The 26,910-nt window shown below is 59.2% G+C and carries 15 protein-coding genes; 2 read left to right on the forward strand and 13 right to left on the reverse strand.

Annotation, left to right across the window (positions count from 1 at the left end; genetic code table 11):
- Positions 1–215: 215 nt before the first annotated feature.
- The 10 genes from BLR44_RS11185 to gldA all read right to left on the reverse strand — a co-directional run bounded on the left by BLR44_RS11185 (position 216) and on the right by gldA (position 15,874).
- A complete protein-coding gene (locus BLR44_RS11185) occupies positions 216–2,396 on the reverse strand; it encodes a T9SS type A sorting domain-containing protein (protein ID WP_176955996.1) in 2,181 nt (726 codons plus the stop codon).
- A gap of 457 nt (positions 2,397–2,853) precedes the next feature.
- Positions 2,854–5,145: a DUF2339 domain-containing protein gene (locus BLR44_RS11190; RefSeq protein WP_089681817.1), complete on the reverse strand. Its 2,292-nt coding sequence runs from the start codon at positions 5,143–5,145 to the stop codon at positions 2,854–2,856.
- A gap of 72 nt (positions 5,146–5,217) precedes the next feature.
- Entirely contained in the window at positions 5,218–6,129 is a 912-nt protein-coding gene (locus tag BLR44_RS11195) for a DMT family transporter (RefSeq protein ID WP_143017239.1), read from the reverse strand.
- A 128-nt stretch (positions 6,130–6,257) separates the two neighbouring features.
- On the reverse strand, positions 6,258–7,760 hold the full coding sequence (locus BLR44_RS11200; protein WP_089681819.1) for a SusD/RagB family nutrient-binding outer membrane lipoprotein: 1,503 nt from the start codon (positions 7,758–7,760) through the stop codon (positions 6,258–6,260).
- A 21-nt stretch (positions 7,761–7,781) separates the two neighbouring features.
- Entirely contained in the window at positions 7,782–10,850 is a 3,069-nt protein-coding gene (locus BLR44_RS11205) for a SusC/RagA family TonB-linked outer membrane protein (RefSeq protein ID WP_176955997.1), read from the reverse strand.
- Positions 10,851–11,158: 308 nt separating this feature from the next.
- Positions 11,159–12,871: a gliding motility-associated ABC transporter substrate-binding protein GldG gene (gldG, locus tag BLR44_RS11210; protein WP_089681822.1), complete on the reverse strand. Its 1,713-nt coding sequence runs from the start codon at positions 12,869–12,871 to the stop codon at positions 11,159–11,161.
- Between the two features lie 37 nt (positions 12,872–12,908).
- Positions 12,909–13,607 (reverse strand): HNH endonuclease, encoded by a 699-nt coding sequence (locus tag BLR44_RS11215; protein ID WP_089681825.1) that lies wholly within the window; start codon positions 13,605–13,607, stop codon positions 12,909–12,911.
- 17 nt (positions 13,608–13,624) lie between these two features.
- A complete protein-coding gene (gene gldF / locus BLR44_RS11220; protein WP_089681826.1) occupies positions 13,625–14,353 on the reverse strand; it encodes a gliding motility-associated ABC transporter permease subunit GldF in 729 nt (242 codons plus the stop codon).
- A 287-nt stretch (positions 14,354–14,640) separates the two neighbouring features.
- Positions 14,641–14,799: a GIY-YIG nuclease family protein gene (locus BLR44_RS29305; RefSeq protein ID WP_317042789.1), complete on the reverse strand. Its 159-nt coding sequence runs from the start codon at positions 14,797–14,799 to the stop codon at positions 14,641–14,643.
- Between the two features lie 145 nt (positions 14,800–14,944).
- Positions 14,945–15,874: a gliding motility-associated ABC transporter ATP-binding subunit GldA gene (gene gldA / locus BLR44_RS11230; RefSeq protein WP_089682802.1), complete on the reverse strand. Its 930-nt coding sequence runs from the start codon at positions 15,872–15,874 to the stop codon at positions 14,945–14,947.
- A 135-nt stretch (positions 15,875–16,009) separates the two neighbouring features.
- Between gldA and BLR44_RS11235 the strand changes: the two genes are divergently transcribed.
- Both BLR44_RS11235 and BLR44_RS11240 read left to right on the forward strand, forming a co-directional pair.
- Complete coding sequence (locus BLR44_RS11235) at positions 16,010–18,388, forward strand: alpha-L-rhamnosidase-related protein (protein ID WP_089681828.1); 2,379 nt, start codon at positions 16,010–16,012, stop codon at positions 18,386–18,388.
- Positions 18,389–18,760: 372 nt separating this feature from the next.
- The gene (locus tag BLR44_RS11240) at positions 18,761–19,555 is read left to right on the forward strand and encodes a phytanoyl-CoA dioxygenase family protein (RefSeq protein WP_089681830.1); all 795 of its coding nucleotides are present in this window, start codon (positions 18,761–18,763) and stop codon (positions 19,553–19,555) included.
- Between the two features lie 313 nt (positions 19,556–19,868).
- Here BLR44_RS11240 and BLR44_RS11245 read toward each other — a convergent pair whose 3' ends face one another.
- Genes BLR44_RS11245 through BLR44_RS11255 form a run of 3 tightly spaced genes read right to left on the reverse strand, consistent with a single transcriptional unit; the run spans position 19,869 to position 26,796 of the window.
- A complete protein-coding gene (locus BLR44_RS11245; RefSeq protein ID WP_089681831.1) occupies positions 19,869–20,789 on the reverse strand; it encodes a transglutaminase family protein in 921 nt (306 codons plus the stop codon).
- Positions 20,786–23,371, reverse strand: coding sequence for a circularly permuted type 2 ATP-grasp protein (locus BLR44_RS11250; RefSeq protein WP_218127054.1), 2,586 nt, complete (start codon positions 23,369–23,371; stop codon positions 20,786–20,788). Before BLR44_RS11250 ends, BLR44_RS11245 begins: the two co-directional genes overlap by 4 nt.
- The gene (locus BLR44_RS11255) at positions 23,353–26,796 is read right to left on the reverse strand and encodes a transglutaminase family protein (protein WP_089681835.1); all 3,444 of its coding nucleotides are present in this window, start codon (positions 26,794–26,796) and stop codon (positions 23,353–23,355) included. Before BLR44_RS11255 ends, BLR44_RS11250 begins: the two co-directional genes overlap by 19 nt.
- Between the last annotated feature and the right edge of the window lie 114 nt (positions 26,797–26,910).

The raw sequence follows: 26,910 nt of genomic DNA on the forward strand, positions 1-26,910 counted from the left end.
ACCTCTTACGGAGAAAAAGCCGAGAAGATTAGGCTCCGCCACAATTCTTCTGAATTTCAGCCCGAACTGTCGCTTCGGCCGCAAGCGTGCGCATAAAAAAACGGAAGCCCGTTGCAGGACTTCCGTTTGGCGTTTTCAGCAGGTTAGGGAGATTTCCCTTTTCGCTGTGTGGACCTGTGGCAACCGAGGCGGCTCCTCAGGCCGACGCGGTCTTTTTATTGTTTTAGCACCCGCACCTGATGCTGCGCTTGCGCTGTATTCACCTGCAACACGTACATGCCGGGCAACAGGTCCGATACGTCGAACGAAGTACTCACCCCAGCCTGTGTCTCCTGCTGCAACAGCAGCTTACCCGTCAGGTCGTACATTTTGAGCGAAGCCGGTCCTTCCAGGTCGAGCCAGTCTACGTTCAACTGATTGCGCACCGGGTTGGGATACACCAGCAGCCCCTCGACCTGTTGCGACGCGTTGGTGCTGGCCTGCCAGGGCGACCGGGCCGCCAGTACTGCGCCCACGGCGCGGTGTGCCTGCAACAGCCCGTAACCCGTCGCGAAATCGAACCCGGGGTCGGGATAAGGCGTGAACGGGTTGTCCATGTCGATGGCGGTCAGTTGCATCGCCTTCAGAATCTGCTTGGGCGACAGCGAGTAATCGGAGGCTTCCAGCATCAGCGCGGCTACCCCGGCGGCATGCGGGGCCGAAGCCGATGTTCCGAAGAAATTCGGCAGGCTGTCGCCTTCGTAATCGAAGCCAAAGAAGGTGGTGTTCCCCCCCTGCGGAGCCAGTAACTCCGGTTTCTTGCGCACTTTCGGGAAGATGCGGCGCCCCTGCGTGTTGAACAGCGTGGGCGTGCCTCCCAACGAAGAAAACACCTCCAGCGTGGGGGGATTTACCCCGAATACGGGGGTGCGGTCGTAGCGCACCGCCCCAACGGCAATGGCATGTTCGGCATTGGCGTGGCCATACACGGTGCTGCTGTTGGTGAAGTACTCGTCTACGTCCGAAAACCCGAAGTTGATGTATTTGATGTAGCTGGGCACGTACTTGAGCAGAAGTTTCTCCACAAAGCCGGCATCCTCGGGAATGTACTTGCCGATGGCCAGATAGCCGGTAGCGCCGGAAGCGGAAGCGGCCGACAGAATCTCGACCGCATCGCTGTTCAGGTTGTTGTTGATGCCGGAAAGCACGCTAAGGACACTGGCAAAGTTGCCGTCTTCCAGCACCAGCAAAATGTCCAGATCGGTGCTCGAACCGGGGCATCCTTCACATACGGACGCAAAGGGCTGGTCCCACTGAAACGATAGCAGAATGTCGCCGCCCGGCGGAATGGTGAACTGCTGAAACAGATCCACACCCGGTCCCGGATCGAAATCGTGCAGGTAGTAGGTTCCCAGCGTATCGCCAGACAGCACATCGTTCAACATATGAGTCCCCCCGTAGCGGAAAAACGACTCGTACGAATAGTTGTAGTTGTTGCCCGCCGCCGAAAAGTACGGCACGCCGTTTTGGCTGACGGCATCGGCCGCCTGCGCGATGATGCCGTCCTGAAACATCGGCTCGGCATAGTAGAAGACGTCGTCCACAATTACGTCGCTGCCTGCGCTGGCCAGGTTCAGAATGCTCTGCGCAAAATTGGCCTGTCCCAGAAACGCCGAGCTAAACGCCAGGCTGCTGGCTGGCGCCACGTCCAGCACGATTTCGGCCATGCCGCGTCCTTCGTCCGAGCCCGCGCCGGGCAGTTCTTCCAGCACATTGACGAGCGTTTCGTTACCGTTCGGGTTGCCCGGTCCGGGCAGGTCACCGCTGGCAATGCCCGCCGCCGCGCCGTTCAGCGTGTTGTAGCTGTCGGACAGAATGCCGATGGTCACGTCGCGCCCTTTTACGCTGTACAGTTGGCGGGCCAGTGCAGAACGTTGCGCGGCATCGCCCTGGCTCGTGACCGATCCCACGTTGGTAGACGGTTTGTAGGCAGGACTCATGAAGCGCAGCGAGGTTACCTCGTCCAGCGACGTAAGGGCCTCGATGGGCATCAGTCCCGATACCATCCGGCCGAATTGCACGCCATTTTTCAGGCCTTTCGCCTGCAGATCGGCCAGTAGGTCAGCGCCGGAGCCTTCTGCGGTCGCTTCGACCACCACGTATCCGTCTACCACCTGCAAGAGGCCTGTTTTTGGTTGAAACGGAACAACCTGTAGCGTACGAAGGCTTTGTTTGGGGGAAGGAGCGGCTGGTTTTTGCGGCTGCGCCAGATCGACCAACGCGGGGGCCACTTTCGACGCTTTGGCCTTTGGCCCGAGAAGCGTCTGGGCCTGCAACGGCGCTGGCGCATGGGTGAGTACGAGCAAAGCGACTATCCCGGCCAGCGGGAAGCGCTTCCAGAAGTAAGCTTGTTGCATGAGGATGGAAGTGAGGTTAGGAAAAAATTGAAGATTCTCAGGAGGGAATATACTCGTTTCGCGTATGGGTTGGCACCCGACCCGGCACATTAGTCGATAAATCCTATTTATTCATGATTGTTAAAAGCACACTCACGTTCAGGGACTTGCGTTTTTACAAGGGTCGCTCGGGCCGGACCGTGCAGCGGCAACTCGTTCGGCAGAAGAGCGGACGGAAGATAAGACCGCGGGAGCTAGCATCCGGTGCACGACGTCCCTGAAAGCAGCACGGCAGGAAGCGACGAAGAAGCGCTCGTGTAGATCAGAGCAAGACGATCAGGCGTCGGGAACGCTCCGGCAGGCCTGCGATTCGACCAGGAACCTCATCGTGTGGAGGTTGTCGAAGCAAATGAAGCGAAACACGCTAACAACCTCAATACTGATTTTTCAGTATTTCGTGCCGCCCCCCCGAGATTCGCTATGGTTTTTCTTCGGTGATGACGTGGCGGTACTTGTTGTACAGAAACGAGACCATCAGCATCAGTACGCCCAGCACGACCAGGACCAGGGTCTTCCCGAGGGTAGACGCCCTGGACAAATCGTACAGAAACAGCTTGAGCAGCGTGATGGCGAACAGCACGATTGCGCCGATGCGAAGCAGTTTACGGCGTTGCCGGATGCCCAGGACGCTCAACCCCAGCGCATAAGTTCCCCAGAGCACACTCAGTCCCAACCGGCGGGGGCCGGCAAACCCCGCCAGCGACATCCACTGTACTAGCTCGCTACTCAGGGCGGCCAACACGCTGAGGTGCAGCAGCACTTCAAAGGCAGGTCGCCACGACACCCGCCCGAGGGGAACGCGGGTGGCCGACCTCAACAGAACCAGCAGCCCCACAACCAACAGCAGCAGGGTGTACCGTGTCAGGAAATACCACGGGCGCCACCGTTCCCCGTCCGGCAGTTCGGTCAGGGCGACGCGCAGTTGTTCCCAGGCGGGCCAAGCAGCTATAACGACGCCCACCAGCAGCAGAAAGCCCGCCCCTACCGTAACGACGCGCAGCGGTTCGCTCGTGAGGTACCGGCGGTTCAGCCCTACGCAAACGGCCACAAACAGCAACGTGTAGTTGAAAATCCAGAAGTCGTGCAGGTGCTCGTACACCAGGTAATCCGGCGCATACACCGCCACCGACGGCAGCCAGCGGTTCAGGCCCGTGGTCAGTTCGATTTCGAAAGCCAGGTAAGCCACCACCAGCGCCATGCCCCCCAGCGCGTATGGCAACCAGGTTCGTCCGGTCGTCGGCGTCTTCGCGGACCTGACCAAGGCGGTGATCGCGCCGAAAGAGGTCAGCACCCACAGCGACGTCATAAACCGCAGGTTCAGGAACGGCATCAGGTCACGTCCCAGGTAGGTCAGCCAGTCGTAGACCAGACTACCGAAAGTAAAGAAGTAGAGCGGGTAGGCCAGTTTGGCGTAGAACGTCACGCCCCGCTTCAGGCCGATCCACGCCAACAGGGCCGCTTCGGCCGCCCAGAGGAGCGTTACCCAGTGGCCGTCGAATTGTACCGGCACTGCAATGGCGGCAAATACCAGCCCCAGGCCGGTCACCAGGTAAAACAGGTGGGTGTCGGCGCCCCGGCGGCGATACAGCAGCCCACTGACCACCGCATGCACCGCGGCATTCGCTAGCGTGAAAAGCCCCAGCCCCTGTGTATAGGCCGGCACGTCTAGCAACTGGTAGCCCAATCCGTAAAAGACGAACGAGTTCAGCATCAGCAGCAGCACGTCGTCTTTCTGAAACGGTTCGTTGCGCAGGAGCTTATACCCCAGAAATGTCAGGTAGAACAGCAGGTAAAACAACGTCAGGAAGCCGAACGCCAGCGCAAAATCGGCCGGGGTGTAGCGCGTTTCCACCCAGCCCGCAAACACCAGCCACGTCAACAGAAACGCAGCATAATAGAGTAGTTTCCAGTACGTTTTGAGCGATAGCGCCAACACGCCCAGGTTCAGGATGGTCATGTACACGAACAAGACCACGACCCGCCCGGAGCCGTCGCTGAGCAGAAAAGGCACTCCGTACGCGCCGACCAAGCCCAGGTGCGCGATGATCTGTTGATCGTACCGCAGTGCCGCCCCCACCGTAAACCCCGTAAAGAGTACCATCAGGCCAAACGCCACGCCCTGCGGCATCAGGTGGTAATAGTCGAAGGCGAAGTAGGTGACGAAATACAGAATTGCCATGGCACCGCTGAGCAGCACCGCACTGAATGCCAAGTACCTGGACTTCAGCCAGAACGCTGCGCCCAGCAACCCCGCCCCCACGGCATACGACAGGCCGATGCGCCCCCAGGGACTGATCAGCTCCTGGTCGATGGCGTACTTCGCGCCGATGCCCACGCCAATCACCAGAATGAGGATGCCGATTTTATTGATCAGGTTGCCCCCCACAAACGACTCCAGGTTTTTCAGGCTGAACTGCCAAGTCTTATCAGCAAACGCATCGGACGGCGGCGGATCGGCAGTCGTCAGGTCCTTTACCGACGCCGCCAGGGGGACGCGCTGAGGCAGAACGGCAGTTGGCTGATCTTTTTGCAGAGTAGGAGCCGACCCGGGGCGAGGTCCTGTGACCGGCGCAACCGGGTGGGGTGCCCCGTTTTTCAACTGGTGGACTTCCTGCCGAAGCGCCTGCACCTCGCGTTGCAGCGTTTCCTGTTGCCGGATCAGTCTGGCCAGGGTTTCGCGTAATTCTTCCTGAGAGGATTCGTCCGACATCGGCACGGTGGTTCGTAGGTATCCTTCAAAAATAGCCGGAATCCTGACAAGTTCAACACGACGAACGCGGCTCTACCGGCGACGGGTTGTAAGGTACAGACCGCCCAACACCAGAAATCCGCCCGGCACCAGCCACACCGACGGCACTTCGCCCAGCACCACCAGCGCAAAAATGGCCGCAAAGACCGGCGTCATCAGGCGGGTCGTGGTGGTCAGCACCACCGGCAAGCGCCGCGACGCCGCACTGTAGCTGAACGTAGGCACCACCGTCGAGATCACCCCCAGCGTCAGCAGTGCCGCCAGTAGATGTCCCTGCGAACTCACCCGCGCTACCTCCTCCGGGTTTTGCGCCAGCCACATCCCCAGAAGCGGTGCTCCGGCCGCAAAGGTGCCGGTCGCCACTGCCGTCGGCGCCGGATCTTCGCCGCGCTCCGCTCCCCGACGGTAAAGGATCGAGTATGCCGCCATCACCCCGGCCGAAGCCAGCGCACACGCATCGCCGATCAGACGACTCTGCCCGCCGCCGTTGGCCTTTGCCAGTTCGGGTAGTACAATCACTCCTACCCCGATCATCGCCAGTGTGACGCCCACTTTCTCGTTCCGCGAGGTCGGCACGCCACGCAGCAGCTGATAGGCGACTGCAAACAAAGGCGAGGAATTGATCAGCAGCGTTGCTTCGGCCACCGGCGCGGCCTGAAAGGCCACCACCGCCAGTCCGTAATAAAACACCATCATCAGGCTCAGGCCCCACGTGAGGCGCAGATTCGCGTGCTGTGGGTAGAACGATTGCCGCCGCTGCCAGAGCCACAGGGGCAACATCACCAGCAACGCCACAAACAGACGGCCCGTCACGACGCCCAGCAGCGACACTCCCGGCAGTAGTTTGACCCACACGCCCGTCAGACCCCAGGTCACGGCTGTCGCCAGCGCAAAAAGTAACCCGACCCGATGGTGCGAAGCAGTAGACGTCCTAGAAGTGGGCATGAACCAAACGTGATTTACGGCGGAAAACGCACCAAAGCTACGCCATTGGAACGGCTCGTTCCGGTGAAAAAGCAAAACAGCCGACCCGTTCGGGTCGGCTGTTCGGCAATGGATTCACCCCACGGCGCTTACGGTTCGGTGAACCAGAGCGGTTTGGTGTGGTAATCGTTTTCCAGTCCGCCCTCGGCGGCGATGTTTTCCTGGTTCCAGTCGTATTCCGAATACTGGGTAGGCAGGCACCGTTCTACGGGTTTGCCCATGTTTTCGGGGCGCAGCGTGTCGGGCAGCGCAAAGCCCATGAACACGTCGCCGCTGTAATCGTAGCGACGCAGGTCGGCCCAGGTTTCGTTGTTCGTAAACAGGGCGATGTACTTCTGCGACATGATGTGCGCCAGTGTCAGGTCCGTGCTCGCTTGCGGCAACGCATCGCTCGCCAGGTAGTCGGCGGCGGCTCCTGCATCGACGCCCACGTAATCCATGTGCGAACGCACTCCTTCCTGAAACGCCGCCAGGGCCGTTCCCAGATCGCCTTTGTGGAAAGCCGCTTCTGCCTTGATGAACTGTAACTCGAAGTAAGTCATCAGCGGATAAGGCGCGCCGTCCAGGAACAGGTACTTGCCGTACATCCGCGGAATGGCGTTGGCCACCGTATCGCCCCCGGGCGTGACCGTCATCTGTCCGGCCAGCGTATCGCCCAGCGGGAACGAAACGCCGTGGTAGTCGCTGTCCGGGTTGGCGTTGAACATCAGCGGCAAGCGGGGGTCTTCCACGCCGTTGAACTGCGTGCCGTCGAGTAGTTCGATCACCACCCGCCCCTGCCGGTAGTTGTTGTAGTTGGCCCGCGATGCCCCCAGGAAGTTGGCCGTTGCCGAGCTGTTCCCTTCGAAATAGATGTTCAGGTTGTCGTCGTTGCTCTCGAACGCGTTATCGACGTACTGAATCACCTGATCGGGATTGTACAGAGCCTTGTTGGAAAGGTGGTTGGCCCGCCGGGCTTTTACCGCGTAAACCATCTTGCGCCACTTGCTCAGGTCACCGTTGTAGATCAGTTCCCACTCGGGCAAGTTCACGTCCTCGGTCGCATCGGCGGCTTCAAGCGCCACCAGGGCTTCGTCGGCCAGCTTGTCGATCTCCCCGTAAATGTACTCCTGCGTGTCGTAGGTAAACTTGGTTTGGGTGTTGTCCCACGCCTGCTGGTAGGGCATCGGTCCGTAGGTATCGGTAGCCTGCAACCAGCTCCACGCCATGATGGCCTTGCCGATGCCTTCGTACGCACCGTACCCGCGCTCTTCGGCGGCTTTCATCACTTCGTTGACGTTGGAGCCGATCGACCAGTAGTGGTTCCGCCAGCGTTGCGCGGCGGCCGACGGGTTGTCGGCCGTGCCCCGGCTGCCGTGCATGTCGTAGTTGTAATACGGGTTCACGTAACTCCAGTACTGGCTGTACTCGCCCACGTAACGGCTGTCGAACATTTCGCCTTCGGCCATGGCGTAGGCAATCTGCGGCAGGTACAGGTGCGGCTCGGCCACCTGCGGCAGGTACGGATCGTCGTTGATGTCGAGGTAGTCATCGCACGCCGTCAGGCCCGCGATCAACAACCCGATCAGAGAAAATGAATATCGTTTTTTCATAAGATGCGAAATCTGGTAAGGTTAAAAAGAAGCACGCAGTCCGGCCGCAAACGCAATGGGCGGAGGCACCGAGAAGTAGTCGAACCCGATGGCGCCGCTTCCCCGCGCGGAGGCGTTCAGGCCGTTGACGTCCGGATCGCCGCCCGAATAGTTGGACCACAACCAGAGGTTCGTACCTGTCAGGTTGATGCTCAGGCTCTTGACAAACGTCTTGGAGAATAGCGCCGAAGGCAGTTGGTAGGCCAGCGACACGTCGCGGAGGCGCAGCCAGTTGATGTCTTTCTCGATGAAGAGTGACTCGTTGTAGCCCCGCGCGCTCGACTGGTAGTACGTCTGGTCGAGGGGCACTTCCTGCGTATTGCGGCTGCCGTCTTCCAGCACGCCGTCGAACACCACCATTTCGCCCCGGTTGGCCGTGCGCTCGCTCAGGCCGTAGAAGGTCAGCAGACGATTCGTAGCGTTGAACACGTCGCCGCCCTTCCGGATGTCGAAGAGAAACGAAAGCGTGAAGTCCTTCCAGTTGAGGCGGTTGGTCAGGCCCAGCGTGAAATCCGGCTGGCGGTTGCCGATCTCGATAAAGCCGGTCTCTTCGATCGGGTAGCCGTTTTCGCCGATCAGCAGTTCGCCATTCTCGTTGCGCTGGAACGAATTACCCGTGATCGAGTAGAACGACTGCCCCGGCACGTACCCGGCGCGGGCGTTGCCGTTCAGCCAGGTATCCGACAGGTAGAACTCTTCGAAATTCCCCGGCAGTGCCACCACTTTGTTGCGGTTCAGGGCAAAGTTGGCCGTCGCGTCCCAGGTGAACGTTCCTTTCTTGACGGGCGTCGCCGTCACCAGCAATTCCACCCCCTGGTTCTGAATCTCGCCGGCGTTGACCAGTTGCAGAATATAGCCCGAAGCGTAGCTCAGGCGGGGCTGAACGATCTGGTCGCGGCTCGACACGTTGTAGTACGTCGCGTCGATGCCCAGCCGATTCTGGAAGAAACGCAGCTCCAGACCGGCTTCGTACGAGACGGTCGTCTCAGGTTTGATGTTGCTGTTCGGGCCGTAAAAGCCCACGTAGAACCCACCGCCGGTACGGGTAAAGGCGCTGAGTGCCGGTTGTGTCTGGTGCGCGGGAGCATCTTTCCCGACCTGCGCAAACGATGCCCGCACTTTGCCGAACGATAAGGGTCCGCCGATTTGGAACGCATCGGAGAACACGAACCCGAGGCTCACGGACGGATAGAAGAAGCTGTTGTTCTGCGGCGGCAGGGTGCTCGACCAGTCGTTACGGCCGGTCAGCGTCAGAAACAGCAGATTGCGGTAGTCGGCCTTGAATTCGCCGAACAGGCCGACCAGTTTCCGGCGGTAGCCTTTGGTGGCAATTTCGCGGGTATTCTGGTCGGTGTTGTTGATGCTGTAGAGCCCCGGCACCTGGATGTCTTCGGCATACCACGAATCGACACGGTAGGTGCGGTTTTCCAGGTTGTTGCCCAGCGTCAGGCTGGTGCTGACGTCGCCGAACGACTTGTGCAGGTTCAGCATCAGAAACGAGTTGACCAGATGGCTCTGGATGTTGTATTCCGACATCAGGCCGTTGACAGCCGAAGCCTGGCTGCGGTTCGGGAACGACTGGAACGACTGCGGATCGAGGTATGTGTAGCCGAAAGTGCTGTACACGTCGGCCCCGATGCGGCCCGTCAGGTTCAACCACGACAGCGGATCGTACGAGACACTACCGTTCAGCAGCAGGCGGTCGGTGCCGTCGCCCACTTGGTTTTTGTTCACCGAGAAGTACGGGTTGTCGAACGTATCGTCGCCATCTTCGTAGACCCGCCGCAACGTTCCGTTGGAGTTTTGCCAGTTGCGCATGTCGTCGGTCGACGGCCAGATCAGCGCGTACTGCAACAGGCTGGCGTCCCCTTTCGATGCCCGCTCCACGTCCGTCCGCAGGTAGTTGGCCGAGGTGGTCACGTTGAGTTTGCTGCTGAGCTGCGCGCCCACGTTGGCCCGGATCGACTTCCGCTGGTAGCCGGTTTCGGGAATAGAGCCCTGTTGGTCGAGCAAGTTCCCCGACAACACGAAGTTGACCCGCTCACTGCCCCCACTCACGCTCAGGTTGTGCGTCTGCATAAAACCCGTCTGAAAAAAATTCTCCAGGTTGTCGTAGGTCTGCGTCCCGGCCGGAATGGGCGCACCCCAGCGTTGCAGCGTGCCGTTGTAGGTCGAATCGCCCACGCCGGTATTGTAGGTTTCCAGGCGGTCGGGGAAGCGGGTGATGCGCTCGAACCGGAAGTTGTTGTTGTAGTTGACCGCCATCTGCCCGGCTTTGCCTTTTTTCGTGGTGATCACGATGGCCCCGTTGGCCGCGTCGATACCGTAGAGGGCGGCTGCCGAAGGGCCTTTCAGCACCGTTACGCTCTCGATGTCGTTCGGGTCCAGGTCGGCAATGCGGTTCGAGTAATCGCCGCCCCGGTTGGCCCCGTCGTTCAACAGATACCCTTCGCGCAGCGTCGTGTTGTCGACCGGAATCCCGTCCACCACAAACAGCGGCTGGTTGTTGCCGTCGAGCGACGTCCCCCCCCGGATGATGATGGACGACGACGACCCCGGCGAGCCACTGGTGGAACCGACCTGAACGCCGGCGATCCGCCCCTGCAAGGCGTCGACCATGTTGGGACGCACCGTTTCGGCGAGCTGCTTGCCCTCCACTTCCTGGACGGCGTAGCCCAGTTCGCGACGTTTCTGTTCCCGTCCGAACGACGTCACGACGACTTCCTGCAACACCTTGGTGTCTTCTTCCAGCGTGACATCGATCACCGACCGCGCGCCGATTTCCTGTTCGGTTGTTACGTAACTCACGTACGAGAACGTCAGCGTACTGACGTCGGGTGGTACGGAAAGCACGTACTTTCCGTTGATGTCGGTGATGGTACCGATGGTCGTGCCTTTGACCAGCACCGACACCCCTGGCAGCGGGTCCTGGGTGCTGGCATCCGTTACGGTTCCCGAGACGCTACGCGATTGCGCGTGCAAGGGCCCCACCCAAGGAAGCAGCAACAACAAGGCTCCTACTACCTGAACTAGTAGCTTTTTTTGCATCATGAAGAATTGATTTGTTGGGAGTAAAAAAATGGTGGATGCGCTAAGGTATAGGCCAACCGCTAGATAAAAAACACTTTCGGACAGATACTGCCCGAAGGTCGTTAACATTTACCCAGCAAAATCCTCCTAAAACCAAATAAACACAAAGTACAACGCGGGTTTCTTGAAATTTCATCAAGAACCACCTACTTCCCTCCCAAGCGAGGCACAAGACCCGCGTACGACACCGAGGCCGCTCACAGGTCGACAAAGAATGATCAGAAAAATGCTCCGGAAGAGCGGCCGCCCGTATCGGTGATGTGCAGGGCTCAGGCCTGGGTCAACGTCGGCGCTTTCCGCTCGTACTTGCGTTTGCGCCAGAAATAGCGCCCCACCCCAAACAGCACCAGCAGCGCCAGCGGTGCCACAAGGTTGAGCAGTTGCCACTGCACCCGTTCCTGCTCGATGCGGGGTGCATCCAGCGGGCGGAGGGCAATCTCTTTGTTGCGCGCCAGCACCACGCCGTCTTCGTCCAGCATGTATTCCAGCGCGTTCATGATGAAATCGCGGTTCGAAAAGGTCAGGCCCGACACCCGGTCGAAGCCAAGCGGAAATGCGTCGGTCCGGTCGCGGTTCACTTCGTTGCGGGGCAAATCGCCGTCGGAGACGATCAGCACCTGGGAAGGTTCGTTCTGCTCCCGGAACTCGAACGTCTTGACCGTGACCGGCGAAAGGCGGTTGGTGTAGAGGGATTGGAAGCGCCCTTCGAGCAGGTACGCGACGGCCTGCGGTCCCGCCTGGAACTGCTCCCGCTGAGGTTGCAACCGGGCCTCGTTGAAGTTGACCCGCGCGGGCGACGGCCGAATCCGCGAGTACTGCGAGGTGAACATCAGGGGCGTTTTGGTGATGCCGTCGGCCTTGACCGTGTCGATGGTACTGACAAAGCGGAGGTACACCGCATCGAGGTTTTTGGTGATGGGGTGGTCGGCAAACTGGTTGGCCAGCGGGAAGAACCACCACGGCATCGGGCGCATTTGTGGTTGGTCGCCCATGTAGCCGACGAACATCGGGATGTAGGCGGCATTCAGGTCCTGAATCAGGTCGGGGTTGATCCGCACGCCCCACTTGAAAAACAGGTCGAGCAGGTTGAGTTCCAGCGGAAAGGCCACCGTCCCATCCGGCCCGATGCTATCGAGCTCGATTGCCAGCGGATCGACGAAGAACAATGCCCGGCCTCCGTTCACCACAAACTGGTCGATCTTGAACTTGTCGGGTTCGCTAAAGGCCGAATCGGGCTTCGCGACGATGATGGCGTCGAACCCCTCCAGGCTCACCTGCTGGTCGAGGTCCACCTTCTGCACGTCGTAGATGCGCTGGAGGTCCTGCGTCAGGCTGTAGGTCTCGTAATCGTCCAATTCACCATGCTTCCGGATCAGGCCGATCTTCCGCCGCTGCGTCAGGGTCGCCCGCTGGATGGCCGACGCGAGGCGGTACTCCACCCCTTCCACCGACTGGTTCAGACGGGCTTCCGGTGACGCGTTCGAGGCGCGCTGGTCGCCCTGCAAAAAAATCACCGGTTCTTCCCGGTCGCCCACGCGGACAATCGCTCCTGGCCAGATCACCTTCTCGCTCCGTCCTGCCCCTTCGCGGTCCACCAGGTTGGTTGGGATCACGCCCTTCTCCTGCAATTCGCGGTAAAACGCCGCCCGTTCCTTGGCATCGGCAATGGCATTGGGGTCCACGAACCGGTACTGCACGTTGTCGCCCGCGTAGACCCGGAACTCGTCCAGCTTCTCCCGAATTGCCTTCTGCAACCGCGCGAAGCCCGCCGGAAATTCGCCTTCCAGGTAAATGTCCACCAGCACGGGGCGGTCCATTTCCTCCAGCAGCGTCTCGGTTGCCGGGTTCAGCGTGTAGCGTTGGTCTTCCGTCAGGTCCAGCCGGAAGAACACCTGCGTGCCAATGATGTTCAGCAGCACGATGACGACCAGCGCCACGGCGTACTGCAATCCATCACGGTAGTTTCGAGCGGTTTTTGGCATGTTTCATATTTTGCTAGCAACGGAATTAATTCCGTTGTTACATAATTCTATCGCTTTTCTGAAGATTGTGCCGAGCGCAAAGCAGTTGTATATTTTCAGCTTTTAATGAAGTTCCTCCTTTAGAAAAGGGGAGTATATGGTCAAAATGCAAATTATTAGTACTACCACATTGAACACATTTTCCTTTGTCTCTTTTCCATACTTCCAGCTTCACGGAAGTAGGAATCATCCGATTATGCTCAACATATTTTAATTCCTTTGCTCGCTCTTCTTTTAATTGAATGGTTTTATCGGTTGTCACTAACTTAAACTTGAATACATTTCTCTTATCAATCTCCTCAATCCATGCATCGACTAGTTGAAAAACTCCACTATAAACCCAAATTCCGTCTTTAATCTTCTCATACCCCTTTACAAATTCAGTTACAGAATTTCCTTCTTTGAAGTCTTTAGCAGCTCTGTAAAACTTTCCGTTTTGAGTTAACAAACCGGAAGGTGTATACATTTCCTGATTTACTTTCTTGGGAGTATCTGCCAAATTACTTGGCACATCATGTCCTTCATAAATGAGCACCTTGCCGTCTTCTTCCACTCGGTCTGCATAAGGAGCACCTTTGCGCAAAGAAATCAGAATAACACTTGTCTTTCCTCCAACCCGGAAATTCATTCCTCTCTGTAAAGAATGCCCTTCTGCTGTACACATTTCGAGGTATGAGATAATGTCACCTGGTTGCATTGTAATCTCTGAACTAGTTACCACTTCCTACTCCCCAGTACGAGGTGCGTGGAGGACAGCATCACAGCGATGACGCTGACAAAATAGAGCACGTCGCGCGAGTCGATCAGGCCCTTGCTGATGGTGGCGTAGTGGTAGGCGATGCCGAGTTGGTCGATGAGGCGCGCGGCCTGTCCCCACACGTTGATCGACGCCAGCGCGGCAAATCCTTCGTAAATCACGAAACAGAGAAACACCGCCAGCACGAACGAGACGATCTGGTTGTCGGACAGCGATGAGGCAAACAAGCCGATGGCCGTGAACACCGCCCCCAATAACAACAGCCCCAGGTAGGAGCCGATCACCGCCGCCGAATCGACGTTGCCCTGCGGGTTGCCCAGTTCCCAGACGGTGTAGTAGTACACCAGCGTGGGCAACAGTGCCAGCACGACCAGCACCAGACACGCGAAGTATTTCCCCAGGATGATCTGCCAGTCAGTCAGGGGTTTGGTGAGGAGCAGCTCCATCGTGCCGGCCTTTCGTTCCTCCGCAAAGGAGCGCATCGTGACGGCCGGAATCAGGAACAGGAACACGTACGGGGCCATGGAGAAGAGCGTATCCAGGTCGGCAAAGCCCCACTCCAGGATGCTCGTCTCGGGAATCACCCACGTGAACATGCCGATGCCCACCAGAAACACCGCAATCACGATGTAGGCGATCAGCGAATTCAGAAAACTATTGACCTCCTTAGCAAATACCGATAGCATAGCGTCTCACCAGTCCTATTTTTTTTTTCACATCATTGTCATTTCGACCAACGGGAGCCGGGTGGCCGGTGCCAGATCTTCTGACTTTTGGAACAAGATCTCTCACTTTGCTTCGCTCCGTTCGAGATGACAGAAGTGGTTTTTTCATTACTCAACTTCATCGTTTAGAAAGCTCCATTCCAGATTTAAACTCGCGATGAGCGTTTCTTTCTTCTTCCGATTCCCTTTCTTGATCTCTTTCTCTCGCTCCATTGCATCGTATATGGAATCGAAACGCTCCCAATAAATCAGGTGGCAGCAATGATACCGTCCGGCAAAAGATTTAGAGTTTCCCCTAGTCTCGAATGCTGCTTCATGCGTGTGGCCAGATCATTTGTTACCCCTGTATAAAGCACTGTCCTTCCCGGATTTGTCGTGATGTACACAAAATAATTGTGCTCATTCATTCCTATCTCTTGACTCACTTCTCCATTATTTTGTCATTTCGAGCATTAGCGAGAAATCTAAACCCACCGATAGAAGATCTCTCCCGTGCCACGGCGACTGTCTTCGAGATGACAAAGCGAGATGAAACTTCGTCCTCCGCTTCCATTACTCTGCCTGCGGTTGAGCCGCCGGCGTTTGAGCAGTGAGTTCCCGGAACACCTCTTCCATCGAGTTTTCCTGACGCTGAAGCCCCACCAGCGGCCAGCTTCGTTCGGCGGCCAGGCGGAACACCGCCCCCCGCAGGTCCTGATTTGCTTCGGTCAGCAGTTCGTAGCGATGGCGGGGCAGCACGCGTACGTCGCGGATGCCGGGGAGTTGCGCCAGGACCGTCTCGTCGATGGCCTGTTCAAACTCGACCTGGATGGTAGAGCCGCCGCGCAGCGCCTCGACGGGCGAGTCGGCAACCAGCTTGCCGCGGTTGATGATGACGACGCGGTTGCAGAGCGCCTGCACTTCGGGCAGGATGTGGGTGGAGAAGATGACCGTCTTTTCTTTGCCCACTTCGCGGATCAGGTTCCGGATTTCCAGGATCTGGTTGGGGTCGAGGCCCGTCGTGGGCTCGTCGAGAATCAGCACCGACGGATCGTGGATCAGCGCCTGTGCCAACCCCACCCGCTGCCGGTAGCCCTTCGAAAGCGCGCCGATCTTCTTGTGCTGTTCGCGTCCCAGTCCGGTGAGTTCCACCATGTCGGCGGCCCGTTTCTTCGCGGTTTGGCCGCGGAGGCCATAAATCCCCGCCACAAAGCGGAGGTACTCGTGCACGTAGAGGTCGAGGTACAGCGGGTTGTGTTCGGGCAGATAGCCGACCTGTCGCCGCACTTCTGTGGGCTGCGTCTCCACGTTGAAACCGTTCAGCGTCACGAGGCCGCTCGTCGGCGGCAGGTAACAGGTGGCGATTTTCATGGTCGTAGATTTCCCCGCCCCGTTCGGTCCCAGGAATCCCAGGATATCGCCGGTTTCGACCCGAAACGAAATGTGATCGACAGCGTGCTGGCTGCCGTATGTTTTTACCAGTTGATCAACGACTACGGACATGGCGCGTGAAATTACTAAAATCAGCAGGTGGGACAACCGTTGCCGTCAGCCACCGGCCGCCGATGTAAGAAAACAATGAAACCGGTTCATTTTCAGAGAGTAACGCAATTCAAGCAGGATTATTTACTTTGGCGTATGATCTGCAAACGCCTCGTTTTCCTCCTCCTCTTCTTCGTTTCGCTCTCTACCCTGCAGGCCCAGGAACGCCCTTACCGGACCGACGACCGCTGGAACTGGCACAGTTGGTACGCACAATGGATTGCCCCGCCCGACATCGACCCGTACGCCTACGGGGTGTATCACCTGCGGAAATCGTTCGGGTTGTCCTCGGTGCCGGCCTCGCTGCCGGTGTATGTATCGGGCGACAACCGCTACCGGCTCTACGTGAACGGCCACTACGTGGGCTTCGGCCCGGCACGCGACGATGCATTTCACTGGCCGTACGATTCGCTCGACCTCGCGCCGCACCTGCAACGAGGAAAAAATGTGATTGCCGTAGAGCTGGTAAATTTCGGACCTGACCGGCCGGTAGCGCAACATTCGGTACAGACGGGGTTTATTCTACAAGCGGCCGATACGGCCTATCACACCACGATCAACACAGGGACGCCAGGCTGGAAAACGCTTCAGAACGAGGCCTACCAGCCGATTCCGATCACGACGCCCGCCCTGCACGCGTACGTGGCCATCGGCGTAGCCGATTCGGTGGCGGGGGCACGGTACCCCTGGGGCTGGCAACGGCCGGACTTCGATGATGCCGCGTGGGCCGACGCCCGGCGGATTCAGCAGGGGATTGGACCGGGGTTCGTCACCGATGCGAAGTGGCTGCTCGTGCCCCGCGCCATTCCGCCGTTGGAAGAAACGCCCATGCGCTTGCCCCGTGTGGAGCGGACCGAGGGCCTCACCGTCGCTCCAGCGTTTCTGGCGGGCAACCAACCGATCACCATCCCGCCGAATACGCAGGCTTCGCTGCTGCTGGACAATGAGGTGCTGACGGTAGGCTATCCGGAATTGCGGGTTAGCGGCGGGCAGGGCAGCCGGGTGCGGGTAACTTACGCCGAAGCCTTATTCGACGACCGGTTGCAAAAGGGCAATCGAGACGCGACGGAGGGCCGGAAAATTTTCGGCTACCACGACTCGTTTTTGCCCGACGGCGGCCCCGACCGCCTGTTCAAACCGCTGTGGGTCCGGACGTTCCGCTACGTACAGCTCGACATCACGACCGGGAACGCCCCGCTGACCCTTCAGGATTACTACAACGTGTTCACGGCCTACCCGCTCGAGGAGCGCGCCCGGTTTGCCAGCGATGATGCTTCGCTCGACGCCATCTGGTCGGTAGGGTGGCGAACGGCCCGCCTCTGCGCCGGAGAAACGTATTTCGATTGTCCCTACTACGAACAATTGCAATATGTGGGCGACACACGCATTCAGGCGCTGATCTCACTCTACGTGGCGGGCGACGCCCGGCTGATGCGACAGGCGCTTCTTCAGTTGGATCATTCGCGGATTCCGGAAGGCATCACGCAGAGTCGCTACCCGTCGCACCTGCGCCAGCTCATTCCGCCGTTCTCGCTGTTCTGGATCGCGATGATCCACGACTACCACCGCCACCGTAACGACTCCGACCTGGTGCGCTCGCTGCTGCCGGGCATTCGTACGGTGCTGGACTGGTACGGCCGACGCGTCGACCGGACCGGCATGCTGGGACCGCTGCCGTGGTGGAATTTCGCCGACTGGGCCTTTCCGCACGGCATTCCACCGGGGGTGGACGAAGGCGGCTCCGCGCTGATTTCGTTGCAGTACCTCTACGCGCTGCAATACGCCGCCGGCATCATGGCCGACTTCGGACTGGCGGAAGAGGCCGAACGCTACGGACGGGAGGCCATCAATCTCAAAAACACGATCTACCGACGCTGTTACAGCAACAACCGGGGTCTGCTGGCCGATACGCCCGAACACGAAGCCTACTCGCAACACACCAACGCCATGGGCGTCCTGACAAACGTGATTCCGCTGGAGGACCAACCCCGCGTGATGCGCCGCCTGCTCGAAGACGCCGAACTGACGCAGACCACGTTCTACTACCGCTTTTACCTGATGCAAGCCCTCTACAAAGCGGGGCTTGGCGACCTGTACGTGGAGCAACTCGCCCCCTGGCGTGCGATGCTGGAGCTGGGCCTCACCACTTTCGCCGAACAACCCGACCCGACCCGCTCCGACTGCCACGCCTGGAGCGCCTCACCCAACTTCGATCTGCTCGCCACCGTTTGTGGCATCCGTTCCACGTCGCCGGGATTCCGGACCGTCCGCATTGCCCCGGCGCTGGGACCGCTCCGGCAGGTGGAAGGCGTCGTGCCCCATCCGCAGGGCGAAGTCGCGGTTCAGTTTCAAAAAGATGCGCAGGGACGCCTGACAGGCACCGTTTCGCTCCCCGAAGGCGTCACCGGTGTGCTGGTCTGGAACGGCGAAGAAAAGAAGTTGAAAGGCGGCGAACAGAAGGTCAGTATGAAGTAGTGCGACTTTGTTAGAGCCCCACGAGAAACAGCACGTTTCGCCATTCGCTGCTTTCGTAAACGTAGTACTTCTGGCGCAACGTATCTGATCCCTATTGACCAATCTCAAAATCATCGCCAGGCTTCGCGCTTCTACCTTCACGGACGAAGACGGTGGCACCTACACGCGGGCGTTTCAGCCCGGCTTGACCGAGGAAGCACTGGAGGAGCGACGGAAGCGATTTTCCACTCATCACCTCGCCGATGAGTCAAGAGAAATCTTGCGAGTCACCAGAGGGTCCAATGAAACCTTCCTGGAAAATGCGCCTCGAGCGCGCTGCTCAGTATAGATTTCGCGACACGTGCTCTTTCCTCGCACAACCCTTCATGTCCCATGCACGAAAACACCCTGGCGCAACTGGGCGTCCGCGCCGATACCCTGACGGAAGAAGAAAAGGCTTTTCTGGACCAACACGGCTACCTCGGGCTGGGCAAGCTTTTGTCGGATGAGCAACTGGAGGCGATTCGCCAAACGCTGGCGACGCTACTGGCCCGCGAAGGCGAACGCGCGGGGGCCGAACTGATGGACTCGCCTTACATCCGCCATCCGAAAGAGGCGGGGGCCGACCGGCTGGCCGATCTGGTCAACAAAGGTGCAACCTTCGATCTGTTTTACACGCATCCGCGTGTGCTGGCGGCGGTGGCGCACGTGCTGGGGCCTTATCTTAAACTTTCATCGCTCAACTACCGGGCGGCCAAACCGGGGATGGGTCTCCAGAAACTCCACGTTGACTGGCACGAGGTGGTCGCTCCTCACGACTTCAAGGTGTGCAACTCGATCTGGCTGCTGGACGACTTTACGCGGGAAAACGGGGCCACGCGGCTCGTCCCGGGTACGCACCGGTCGGGGGAACTGCCGCAGGAGATCCTCGCCGATCCGATGCAACCGCATCCCGACGAAGTGTTGATCGAAGCACCCGCCGGATCGGTGTTTATCTTCAACTCGCACACGTGGCACGGCGGCACCACAAACCAGACGGCAGCGGCACGACGGGCCATTCACAGCTACTTCTGCCGCGGTGACCAGCCCCAACAAATCGACCAGCAACGGTACATTCGGCCAGAAACCCTGGCGCGCCTCTCCCCTGCCGCCATTCAGATTTTGGGCGTGCAGGTGGTGAAGGAGTGAGGAAGCGATTGAGTGAAGAAGCGGTTGGGGAATGAGTGGCTGTTTTCGTGCGCATCACTCTTCACAACGCAGTTGAAGGGAATCTGAAACGGAAAATCTTCTTTTTTGAAGTAGCGGCTCACCACATCGGTGGCATTCAAAAACCGATGGTGCTTCCGCTTATCGAGAACCTAAAATCCTTTTGCGGACTCCGCTCATCCATCTTCCATTCTTCTTATCTCTGCACCGCCCCCCGTTCATCGTCAAGGGTCCATACCAGCGTACTAAATTTCTTTTGAGGAGTCGGAGCAGCCCATCTTCATCCCCCAGCTCCTTACGTTGGTTCGGCCCTGCCGTGTGCGTCAAAGTGAGCGGATTCTTTGAGGGGAATCACGTCGACTTCGACCTTGAGCGTTTGTTTGCCGCTGCTCTGGAAAATGCCCTTGATGGGCGTTACGTCGCCGTAGTCGCGGCCCCAGGCCAGCACGAGGTGGCGCTCGTTCGGGATCAGGTTGTTTGTCGGGTCGAAGTCAACCCAGCCGCGGTCGGGCATGTAGACCGAAATCCACGCGTGAGAGGCGTCAGCACCCTGCAGTTTCTTCTTGCCGGGGGGCGGCAGCGTTTCCAGGTAGCCGCTTACGTAGCGGGCAGGCAGGCCGAGGCTCCGCAGACAGGCAATGGCGAGGTGAGAAAAGTCCTGACAGACGCCCTTTCGCTCTTTGAACACCGTTTCGACGGGGGTGTGGAGGGTGGTAGCACCAGACACAAACTTGAAATCCTTGAAAATGCGGGCAACCAGCGCCCGGGTCGCGTCGAACAGGCTGCGGTCTTTGCGGAACACCTGCGCAGCGTAGGCGGCCATGTCCGCGTTCCAGCGTACGAACGGCGACGGCAGAATAAACGGGCAGAGGTCCAGGCCGTACGATTCGTGCTGGTAGATCCGCTCCCGCGCTTCTTCCCAACTGTACGCGTCGTCGAAAAGCTGCGCTTCCGTATCGGCCGGTTGCTTGTCGATGAGGCTGCGTACCGTCACCGTCATTTCGTGGTGGGGCGTGTTCAGCGCAAAATAAAACGTTTTGTTGCCGAAAAAGTCGTCGGCATAGATCAGCTCACGGGGCGTGGGCGTAATCTCGATCTCGATTTCTTCGGGCTGCTGCGTCTCCAATACCTTCGGAATCAGCCAGGCCCGGCTCTGGCACGTGCTGGTTTTGGCGTGGTAGCGGTAGATCGTCTTGTGGGTCAGTTCGTATTTCATTTCCGCGGTGGGTCGTTGAACAACTGCGAAAAAGAGTGTTGTTCGAGGGTGTGGTTGAAATACATCTCCGTCAACGTGATCGACAGCTGCGAAATGCTTTCGCCGAGCGTGTGCAGCATCGCGTCGAGGTTTTCGTAAAAGCCCGTCTCCCGGTTTTTCTCCGTCAGGTTTTCCAGGTCCGACAACTGGAGCGTCGTGATGGACGACAGCACCAGCTTCTGGGCAGCGTTCAGGCGGCCTTTTTTCAGCGGGCTGGGCAGCGCGTCCAGGTGCTTGCTGAGTTTCTGAAGCTGGTACGACAGCGAATACGGCAACGACGAGGAGAACAGTAGCGTGTCGAGCACGTACCGGAGTTCCATCGACGAGCGGTAGCGTAGACGGTAGTTGGTCAGGCTGTTGTGATACACAAGCGCCGCTTCGAACAGGGTGTGCTGCGCCGTGCCCGGCTGCTGGAACGTCAGGACCGACCGGATAATGGCGATGGAGTTGAGAATCCGCTCGATGATTTTCCCGATTTTAAACAGCAGTTTCCCGGCGTGCTGCGGCATGGTTTCGGTCACTGTCCCGTAGAAGGTGAACAGCAGCGTGATGATCTCGCGTAATTTCTGCTGGATGTTGAAAATCAGCGATTCCGCATCGATGGCTACCTGCAACTGCTCCTGCGCCTCTTTGATCAGGTCCATCACCCGCCACGATTCCAGCGAGAGGTGATCGCGCACCGAAATGGCGGAATTGAACAACGCGCCCAGGCTGAAGGTGATCGAACCCAGCTTGCGGGGGTCGCCGACCAGCGCCCGGATTTCGTCGAGCGGATGGAGCACCGGCGCTTCGTCGTCATCGTCCAGAAAACCGGGGTAGCTGCCCGTCAGGTGCGTCAGGGCTTTCAGCAATTCCTGCAACGCGGGATCTTCTTCGGCGACCGCCGTCCGCGAATATTCGTTCATCACCTCCAGCACAATGTGGATGAAGTTGGCCGTGGCAATGCCCCGGTCGGTCATGCGGGCCAGCCAGAACAGGTTTTCGGCACTGCGGCTCGGCAACGACACTTCTTTGTTGCTGAACATGCTGGTCGACAGCGACAGCGAATGCCGCTCCGGATCGTGCCCCGATACCACCCACGTGTCTTTCGAAATGCCACCGTAGCGGTTCGAAACCGAAAAGCTTTCCTTGTCGACCGACCGACGCGACAGCCCTCCCGGCATCACCTGATACCCTCCTTTGCCGGCCATCGCAAAGCAGCGCACCGCCGCCATCCGCGAATCGATGCCGTTTTCCGTCAGAGACGGGACCGCCGAAAAGCTGACGTCTTCGTGCCCCACGAACTCGAACGGCGTGGCTTTGATCTGCCGTTTCAGTTCGTCGAGCGCCTTTTTCGAAAGTTCTTTGCCGTAAACGCGCTTGAAATGGTCGGATCGGTCGATCTTCTTGATCACCAGCTTGTCGAGGTTGTCGAGCACGAAGCTGAGCTCTTTCGGCTGGCCACACCACCACGTGGCCATCGTGGGCAGTTTCAGATCTTCCTGCAACAGGTATTGGGAGGCGGCGTTCATGAACGCAAACAGCCCCCGGTTTTCCAACAGGCTGCAACCGGGCGGGTTGACCACCGTCACGTTACCGCGGCGCATCACGTCGATCAGCCCGGCTACGCCCAGCATGCTGGTTTCGTTGAACTCCAGCGGATCGCAGTAGAGGTCGTCGATGCGGCGGATGATCACGTCCACTTTTTGCAGCCGGTCGATGCAGCGCAGCCACACGTAACCGTCGCGCGCCACCAGATCGCTGCCCTGCACCAGCGTGTAGCCCAGGTACGACGAGAGGTACGAATGCTCGAAGTAAGTTTCGTTGTTGGGCCCCGGCGTCAGGTAGACGATGAACGGATCTTCTTTGGCGTGGGGCAGAATTTTCAGGATCGACTCGTGAAAGTGCGACAGAAATTCGGCAACGGGCAGCACGTGGATGTGCTCGTAGAGGTCGGGCAGGATGTTGCTCACCACGCTGCGGTTTTCCAGCGCGTAGCCCATCCCCGATGGGGCCTGCGTCCGGTCGCTCAGGACCCAGATGCGCCCGTCCGGCCCGCGCGCCAGATCGGCCGCGTGGATCACCAGCTGGTAGTCGCCGGGAATGCGCAGCTGCTGACATTCGCGCAGAAAGCCGCTGTGGCGGTAGATCAGTTCCGGCGGCAGCACCTTGTCGCGGATCAGTCGTCGCTCGCCGAACAGGTCGAGGAGCATCAGGTTGAGCAGTTCGGCGCGCTGTTTCAGGCCGGCCGAAATCGTTTGCCACTCCTGCTCTTCGATCAGCAGCGGAATGGGGTCGATCTGCCACGCGCGGCTCAGTCCCTGCGGGTCGTCGTATACGTTGTAGGTAACGCCGTTTTCCTTCAGTTGCCGAATAATTTCCTGGTGACGCGCCTCCAGTTGCGGCAGGCCCAGGCGTTGCAGGTTGGTGAGCAGTTGCGCCCACGCCGGCTTAAACTCCCCGGATTTCTCCAGAGTTTCGTCGTACGATACCACCAGACTTCGGTACAGTTCAGCCAGGGAAGGCGATTCCTGCTCGATCAAACTCATGTTCTTCTTCTCCAAAAACGTCGAAGGTCTAAGGTACTGGGAAATTCGGTATTCACCAGTTCGATAGGCGCATCGTAGCGGACGTCGCGTTTGGTTTCGGCCATAAACCGGGAGGGTTGCGCGGTGTTGTTGAACGCCACCTGCACATTCGCGATGGCCTCGGGCGTGTGACCAAAATCCCAGAAACGACTGATGCGACGCGACTCCGCCTCGTAGGCGTTGATCGGGTAGGTATCGTAATTGCGGCCACCGGGATGCGACACAAAATAGGTGCAGCCGCCCAGCACTTTGTTGTTCCAGGAATCGACCACGTCGAACACGAGCGGCGTATCGACCCCGATGGTCGGGTGCAGCGCCGACGGCGGATTCCAGGCTTTGTAGCGCACGCCCGCCACGTATTCGCCCTTGGTGCCCGTGGCCCGGAGCGGTACCCGGCAACCGTTGCAGAGCAGGATGTGGCGATGCTCGACAAACCCGTTGACTTTGACCTGTACGCGCTCGACCGACGAATCGACAAAGCGGGCCGTGCCGGTGTTGGTGATCTCCTCGCCCAGCACGTGCCACGGCTCAATGCCGAAGCGCAGTTCGAGTTGAATGTTGTCCATCGTAACGGTCCCGAAACGCGGGAAACGGAACTCCATGAACGGATCGAACCAACTGATGTCGAAGTCGTAGCCGGCCTCTTTGAGGTCCTGCACCACGTCGAGCATGTCGAGGTAGGTAAAGTGCGGCAGCATGAAGCGGTCGTGCAACTCGGTTCCCCAGCGGATCAGCTTGTGCTTGTAGGGTTGCTTCCAGAACTTAGCCACCAGCGCGCGGATCAGCAGCATTTGCACGAGGCTCATGTGCTTGTGCGGGGGCATGTCGAACCCGCGGAACTCGAGCAGCCCCAGCCGCCCCGCCGACGAATCGGGCGAGTACAGCTTGTCGATGCAGAATTCGGTGCGGTGGGTATTGCCCGTAATGTCGGTCAGCAGATTTCGGAACACGCGGTCCACGATCCAGAACGGCACCTCTCCCCCGTCGGGAATCTGTTCGAACGCAATTTCCAGTTCGTAGAGGCGCTCGTCGCGGCCCTCGTCCACGCGGGGCGCCTGGCTGGTCGGTCCCACAAACGCGCCGGAAAACAGGTACGACAGCGCGGGGTGGTGCTGCCAGTAAGTAATCAGGCTCCGCAGCACATCCGGGCGGCGCAGCAGCGGGCTGTCCGACGGCGTAGCCCCGCCGATGGTGACGTGGTTGCCGCCGCCGGTGCCCGTATGGCGACCGTCGACCATGAATTTCTCGGTGCCCAGGCGGGCCTGAAACGCCTCTTCGTAGAGCGTATCGGTGGTCTGCACCAACTCCTGCCAGCTGCTTTGCGGGTGGATGTTGACCTCGACCACGCCGGGGTCGGGCGTAATCATCAGCTTCTGAATGCGGTAATCGGACGGCGGCGCATACCCTTCGATGCAGACCGGCAGGTTCAGCCTGGCGGCGGTAGCTTCGATCGAAGCGATCAGGTCCAGGTAATGCTCGAAGTAATCGACCGGGGGCAGAAAGAGGAACAGCACGCCGTTGCGGCATTCGATGCCCAGGGCCGTGCGCACCACGTTGATGGCATAGAGTGGCTTTTTCTTCTCGGGAGCACCGTTCGACCGGCGCTTGTCGGTTTTTTCCTCGGAGTCGTCCACCCACGTCCGGGGGCGCAACTGCGCTTCGTGCTCGCTTCCGTAGCGCGCATCGATGGCCGGTTGGTACGAGGCCTCAAACTCGGGCAAGTCTTCGAACAGGCTGCGCTCGACCGGATCGTCCACCAATTCGTCAGGTACGTAGGCCAGCGACTCGAGCGGCAATCGCAACCCGACCGGCGAGTTGCCCGGAATCAGGAGCAGGTGTTTCCGCCGGAACTGCCAGCGTCCGCTCGCCCAGGTCTGGAAGTCGTAGCTCCAGGTCAGCGGCAGCACGTAGCCCACCGGCTGGTTGAGGCCATGCGCCAGGTTTTCGGCCAGTTTGCGGCGCTCGACCGGGTCGCTCAGGTCCACGTCGAGGGGATCGAGGTTGACCGGCACTTCCGACTCTTTTAACAGCCAGTAGACCGGATCTTCGTAGGCAGGCAGAGCATAGGCAGCGCTGACCCCCAGGTGGCGTGCCAGTTCCTGCATGAACCGCTCGGCATCGTGGGTGGTGTGGCCCTGGTCCTCGTAAGGCGAGGCCAGCAGACGCATGTCGTGCCACATGGGTACGCCGTCTTTCCGCCAGTAGAGCGAGTATTGCCAGCGCGGGAACGGCTCGCCCGGATACCACTTGCCCTGCCCGTAGTGGGGCAGGCCCTGGTGTCCGAATTTTTCTTTGAGGCGCAGCAACAGATCGTAGGCCAGTTTGCGCTTGTGGGGGCCGTCGGCGCGGGTGTTCCATTCGGGCGCTTCCATGTCGTCGACCGAGACGAAGGTAGGCTCTCCGCCCATCGTCATCCGTACGTCGCCGTCAATCAGGTCCTGCTCCACCTTTTCGCCCACGGCCAGCACCTTCGCCCACTGCTGTTCGGTGTAGGGTTTGGTGACGCGCGGATCTTCGAAAATGCGCCGGACCGAGTTTTCGAACTCAAACTCCACTTCGGCGATGCTGGTCAGGCCCGTTACGGGCGCAGCGCTTTTGTAGTGCGGCGTGCACGACAGCGGAATGTGTCCCTCGCCCGCAAACAGACCCGACGTGGCGTCCAGCCCGATCCAGCCCGCTCCCGGAATGTAGGCCTCCGCCCAGGCGTGGAGGTCGGTAAAGTCGGCCTCCGGTCCCGAAGGCCCGTCGAGCGACTTCACGTCGGCGGTGAGCTGCACCAGGTAGCCCGACACAAAGCGCGCCGCAATGCCCAGGTGCCGCAGCAGTTGCACAAGGAGCCACGCCGAATCGCGACACGACCCCATGCGCCTGGTCAGCGTCTCTTCGCAGGCCTGCACACCCGGTTCCATCCGGATAGTATATCCCACCAGTTGGTTTACCTTCTGGTTGAGCTTCACCAGAAAATCGACGATGGCCGGACGGTCGTCGTGCTGCGGCCGCATCTCTTTCGCCAGGGCACTCAGGCGCTGCCCCTCTTCGTTGATTTCCAGGTAAGGCACCAGCTCTTTGCGCAGTTGCTTCTCGTAGCGGAACGGATACTGTTCGGCATACTCCTCCACGAAAAAATCGAAGGGGTTGATCACCTCCAGCCGCGCCACCACTTCCACGTCGATGCTCAGTTCCCGCGTCTGCTCCGGGAACACCACCCGCGCCTGGTAATTACCGAAGGGGTCCTGCTGCCAGTTGATGAAATGGTTGGACGGCGAAAGCTTGAACGTGTACGATTCGATGGGCGTGCGCGAGTGCGGAGCGGGCCGCAGGCGAAACACGTGGGGACTGAGGGTGGTCAGCCGGTCGTACTTATAAACAGTTTTATGACGGAGCGCTACTTTAATGGCCATACGCGTAAATTACACCAGATCAGTGGGAAACGAAGACGAATGCGTGGGGGTTGACGGGATTTGAAAAACGTGGTGGTGCGCAAAAAGGCTGATCGGTCTTCAAGGGGCCGCCGA

The organism is Catalinimonas alkaloidigena (assembly GCF_900100765.1).
Classification (GTDB): domain Bacteria; phylum Bacteroidota; class Bacteroidia; order Cytophagales; family Flexibacteraceae; genus Mooreia; species Mooreia alkaloidigena.

Excerpts from the sequence above, each read along its gene's own strand:
- BLR44_RS11185 (WP_176955996.1), bottom strand. The coding sequence starts at position 2,396 with ATGCAACAAGCTTACTTCTGGAAGCGCTTCCCGCTGGCCGGGATAGTC.
- BLR44_RS11190 (WP_089681817.1), bottom strand. The coding sequence starts at position 5,145 with ATGTCGGACGAATCCTCTCAGGAAGAATTACGCGAAACCCTGGCCAGA.
- BLR44_RS11195 (WP_143017239.1), bottom strand. The coding sequence starts at position 6,129 with ATGCCCACTTCTAGGACGTCTACTGCTTCGCACCATCGGGTCGGGTTA.
- BLR44_RS11200 (WP_089681819.1), bottom strand. The coding sequence starts at position 7,760 with ATGAAAAAACGATATTCATTTTCTCTGATCGGGTTGTTGATCGCGGGC.
- BLR44_RS11205 (WP_176955997.1), bottom strand. The coding sequence starts at position 10,850 with ATGATGCAAAAAAAGCTACTAGTTCAGGTAGTAGGAGCCTTGTTGTTG.
- gldG (WP_089681822.1), bottom strand. The coding sequence starts at position 12,871 with ATGCCAAAAACCGCTCGAAACTACCGTGATGGATTGCAGTACGCCGTG.
- BLR44_RS11215 (WP_089681825.1), bottom strand. The coding sequence starts at position 13,607 with ATGCAACCAGGTGACATTATCTCATACCTCGAAATGTGTACAGCAGAA.
- gldF (WP_089681826.1), bottom strand. The coding sequence starts at position 14,353 with ATGCTATCGGTATTTGCTAAGGAGGTCAATAGTTTTCTGAATTCGCTG.
- BLR44_RS29305 (WP_317042789.1), bottom strand. The coding sequence starts at position 14,799 with ATGAATGAGCACAATTATTTTGTGTACATCACGACAAATCCGGGAAGG.
- gldA (WP_089682802.1), bottom strand. The coding sequence starts at position 15,874 with ATGTCCGTAGTCGTTGATCAACTGGTAAAAACATACGGCAGCCAGCAC.
- BLR44_RS11235 (WP_089681828.1), top strand. The coding sequence starts at position 16,010 with ATGATCTGCAAACGCCTCGTTTTCCTCCTCCTCTTCTTCGTTTCGCTC.
- BLR44_RS11240 (WP_089681830.1), top strand. The coding sequence starts at position 18,761 with ATGCACGAAAACACCCTGGCGCAACTGGGCGTCCGCGCCGATACCCTG.
- BLR44_RS11245 (WP_089681831.1), bottom strand. The coding sequence starts at position 20,789 with ATGAAATACGAACTGACCCACAAGACGATCTACCGCTACCACGCCAAA.
- BLR44_RS11255 (WP_089681835.1), bottom strand. The coding sequence starts at position 26,796 with ATGGCCATTAAAGTAGCGCTCCGTCATAAAACTGTTTATAAGTACGAC.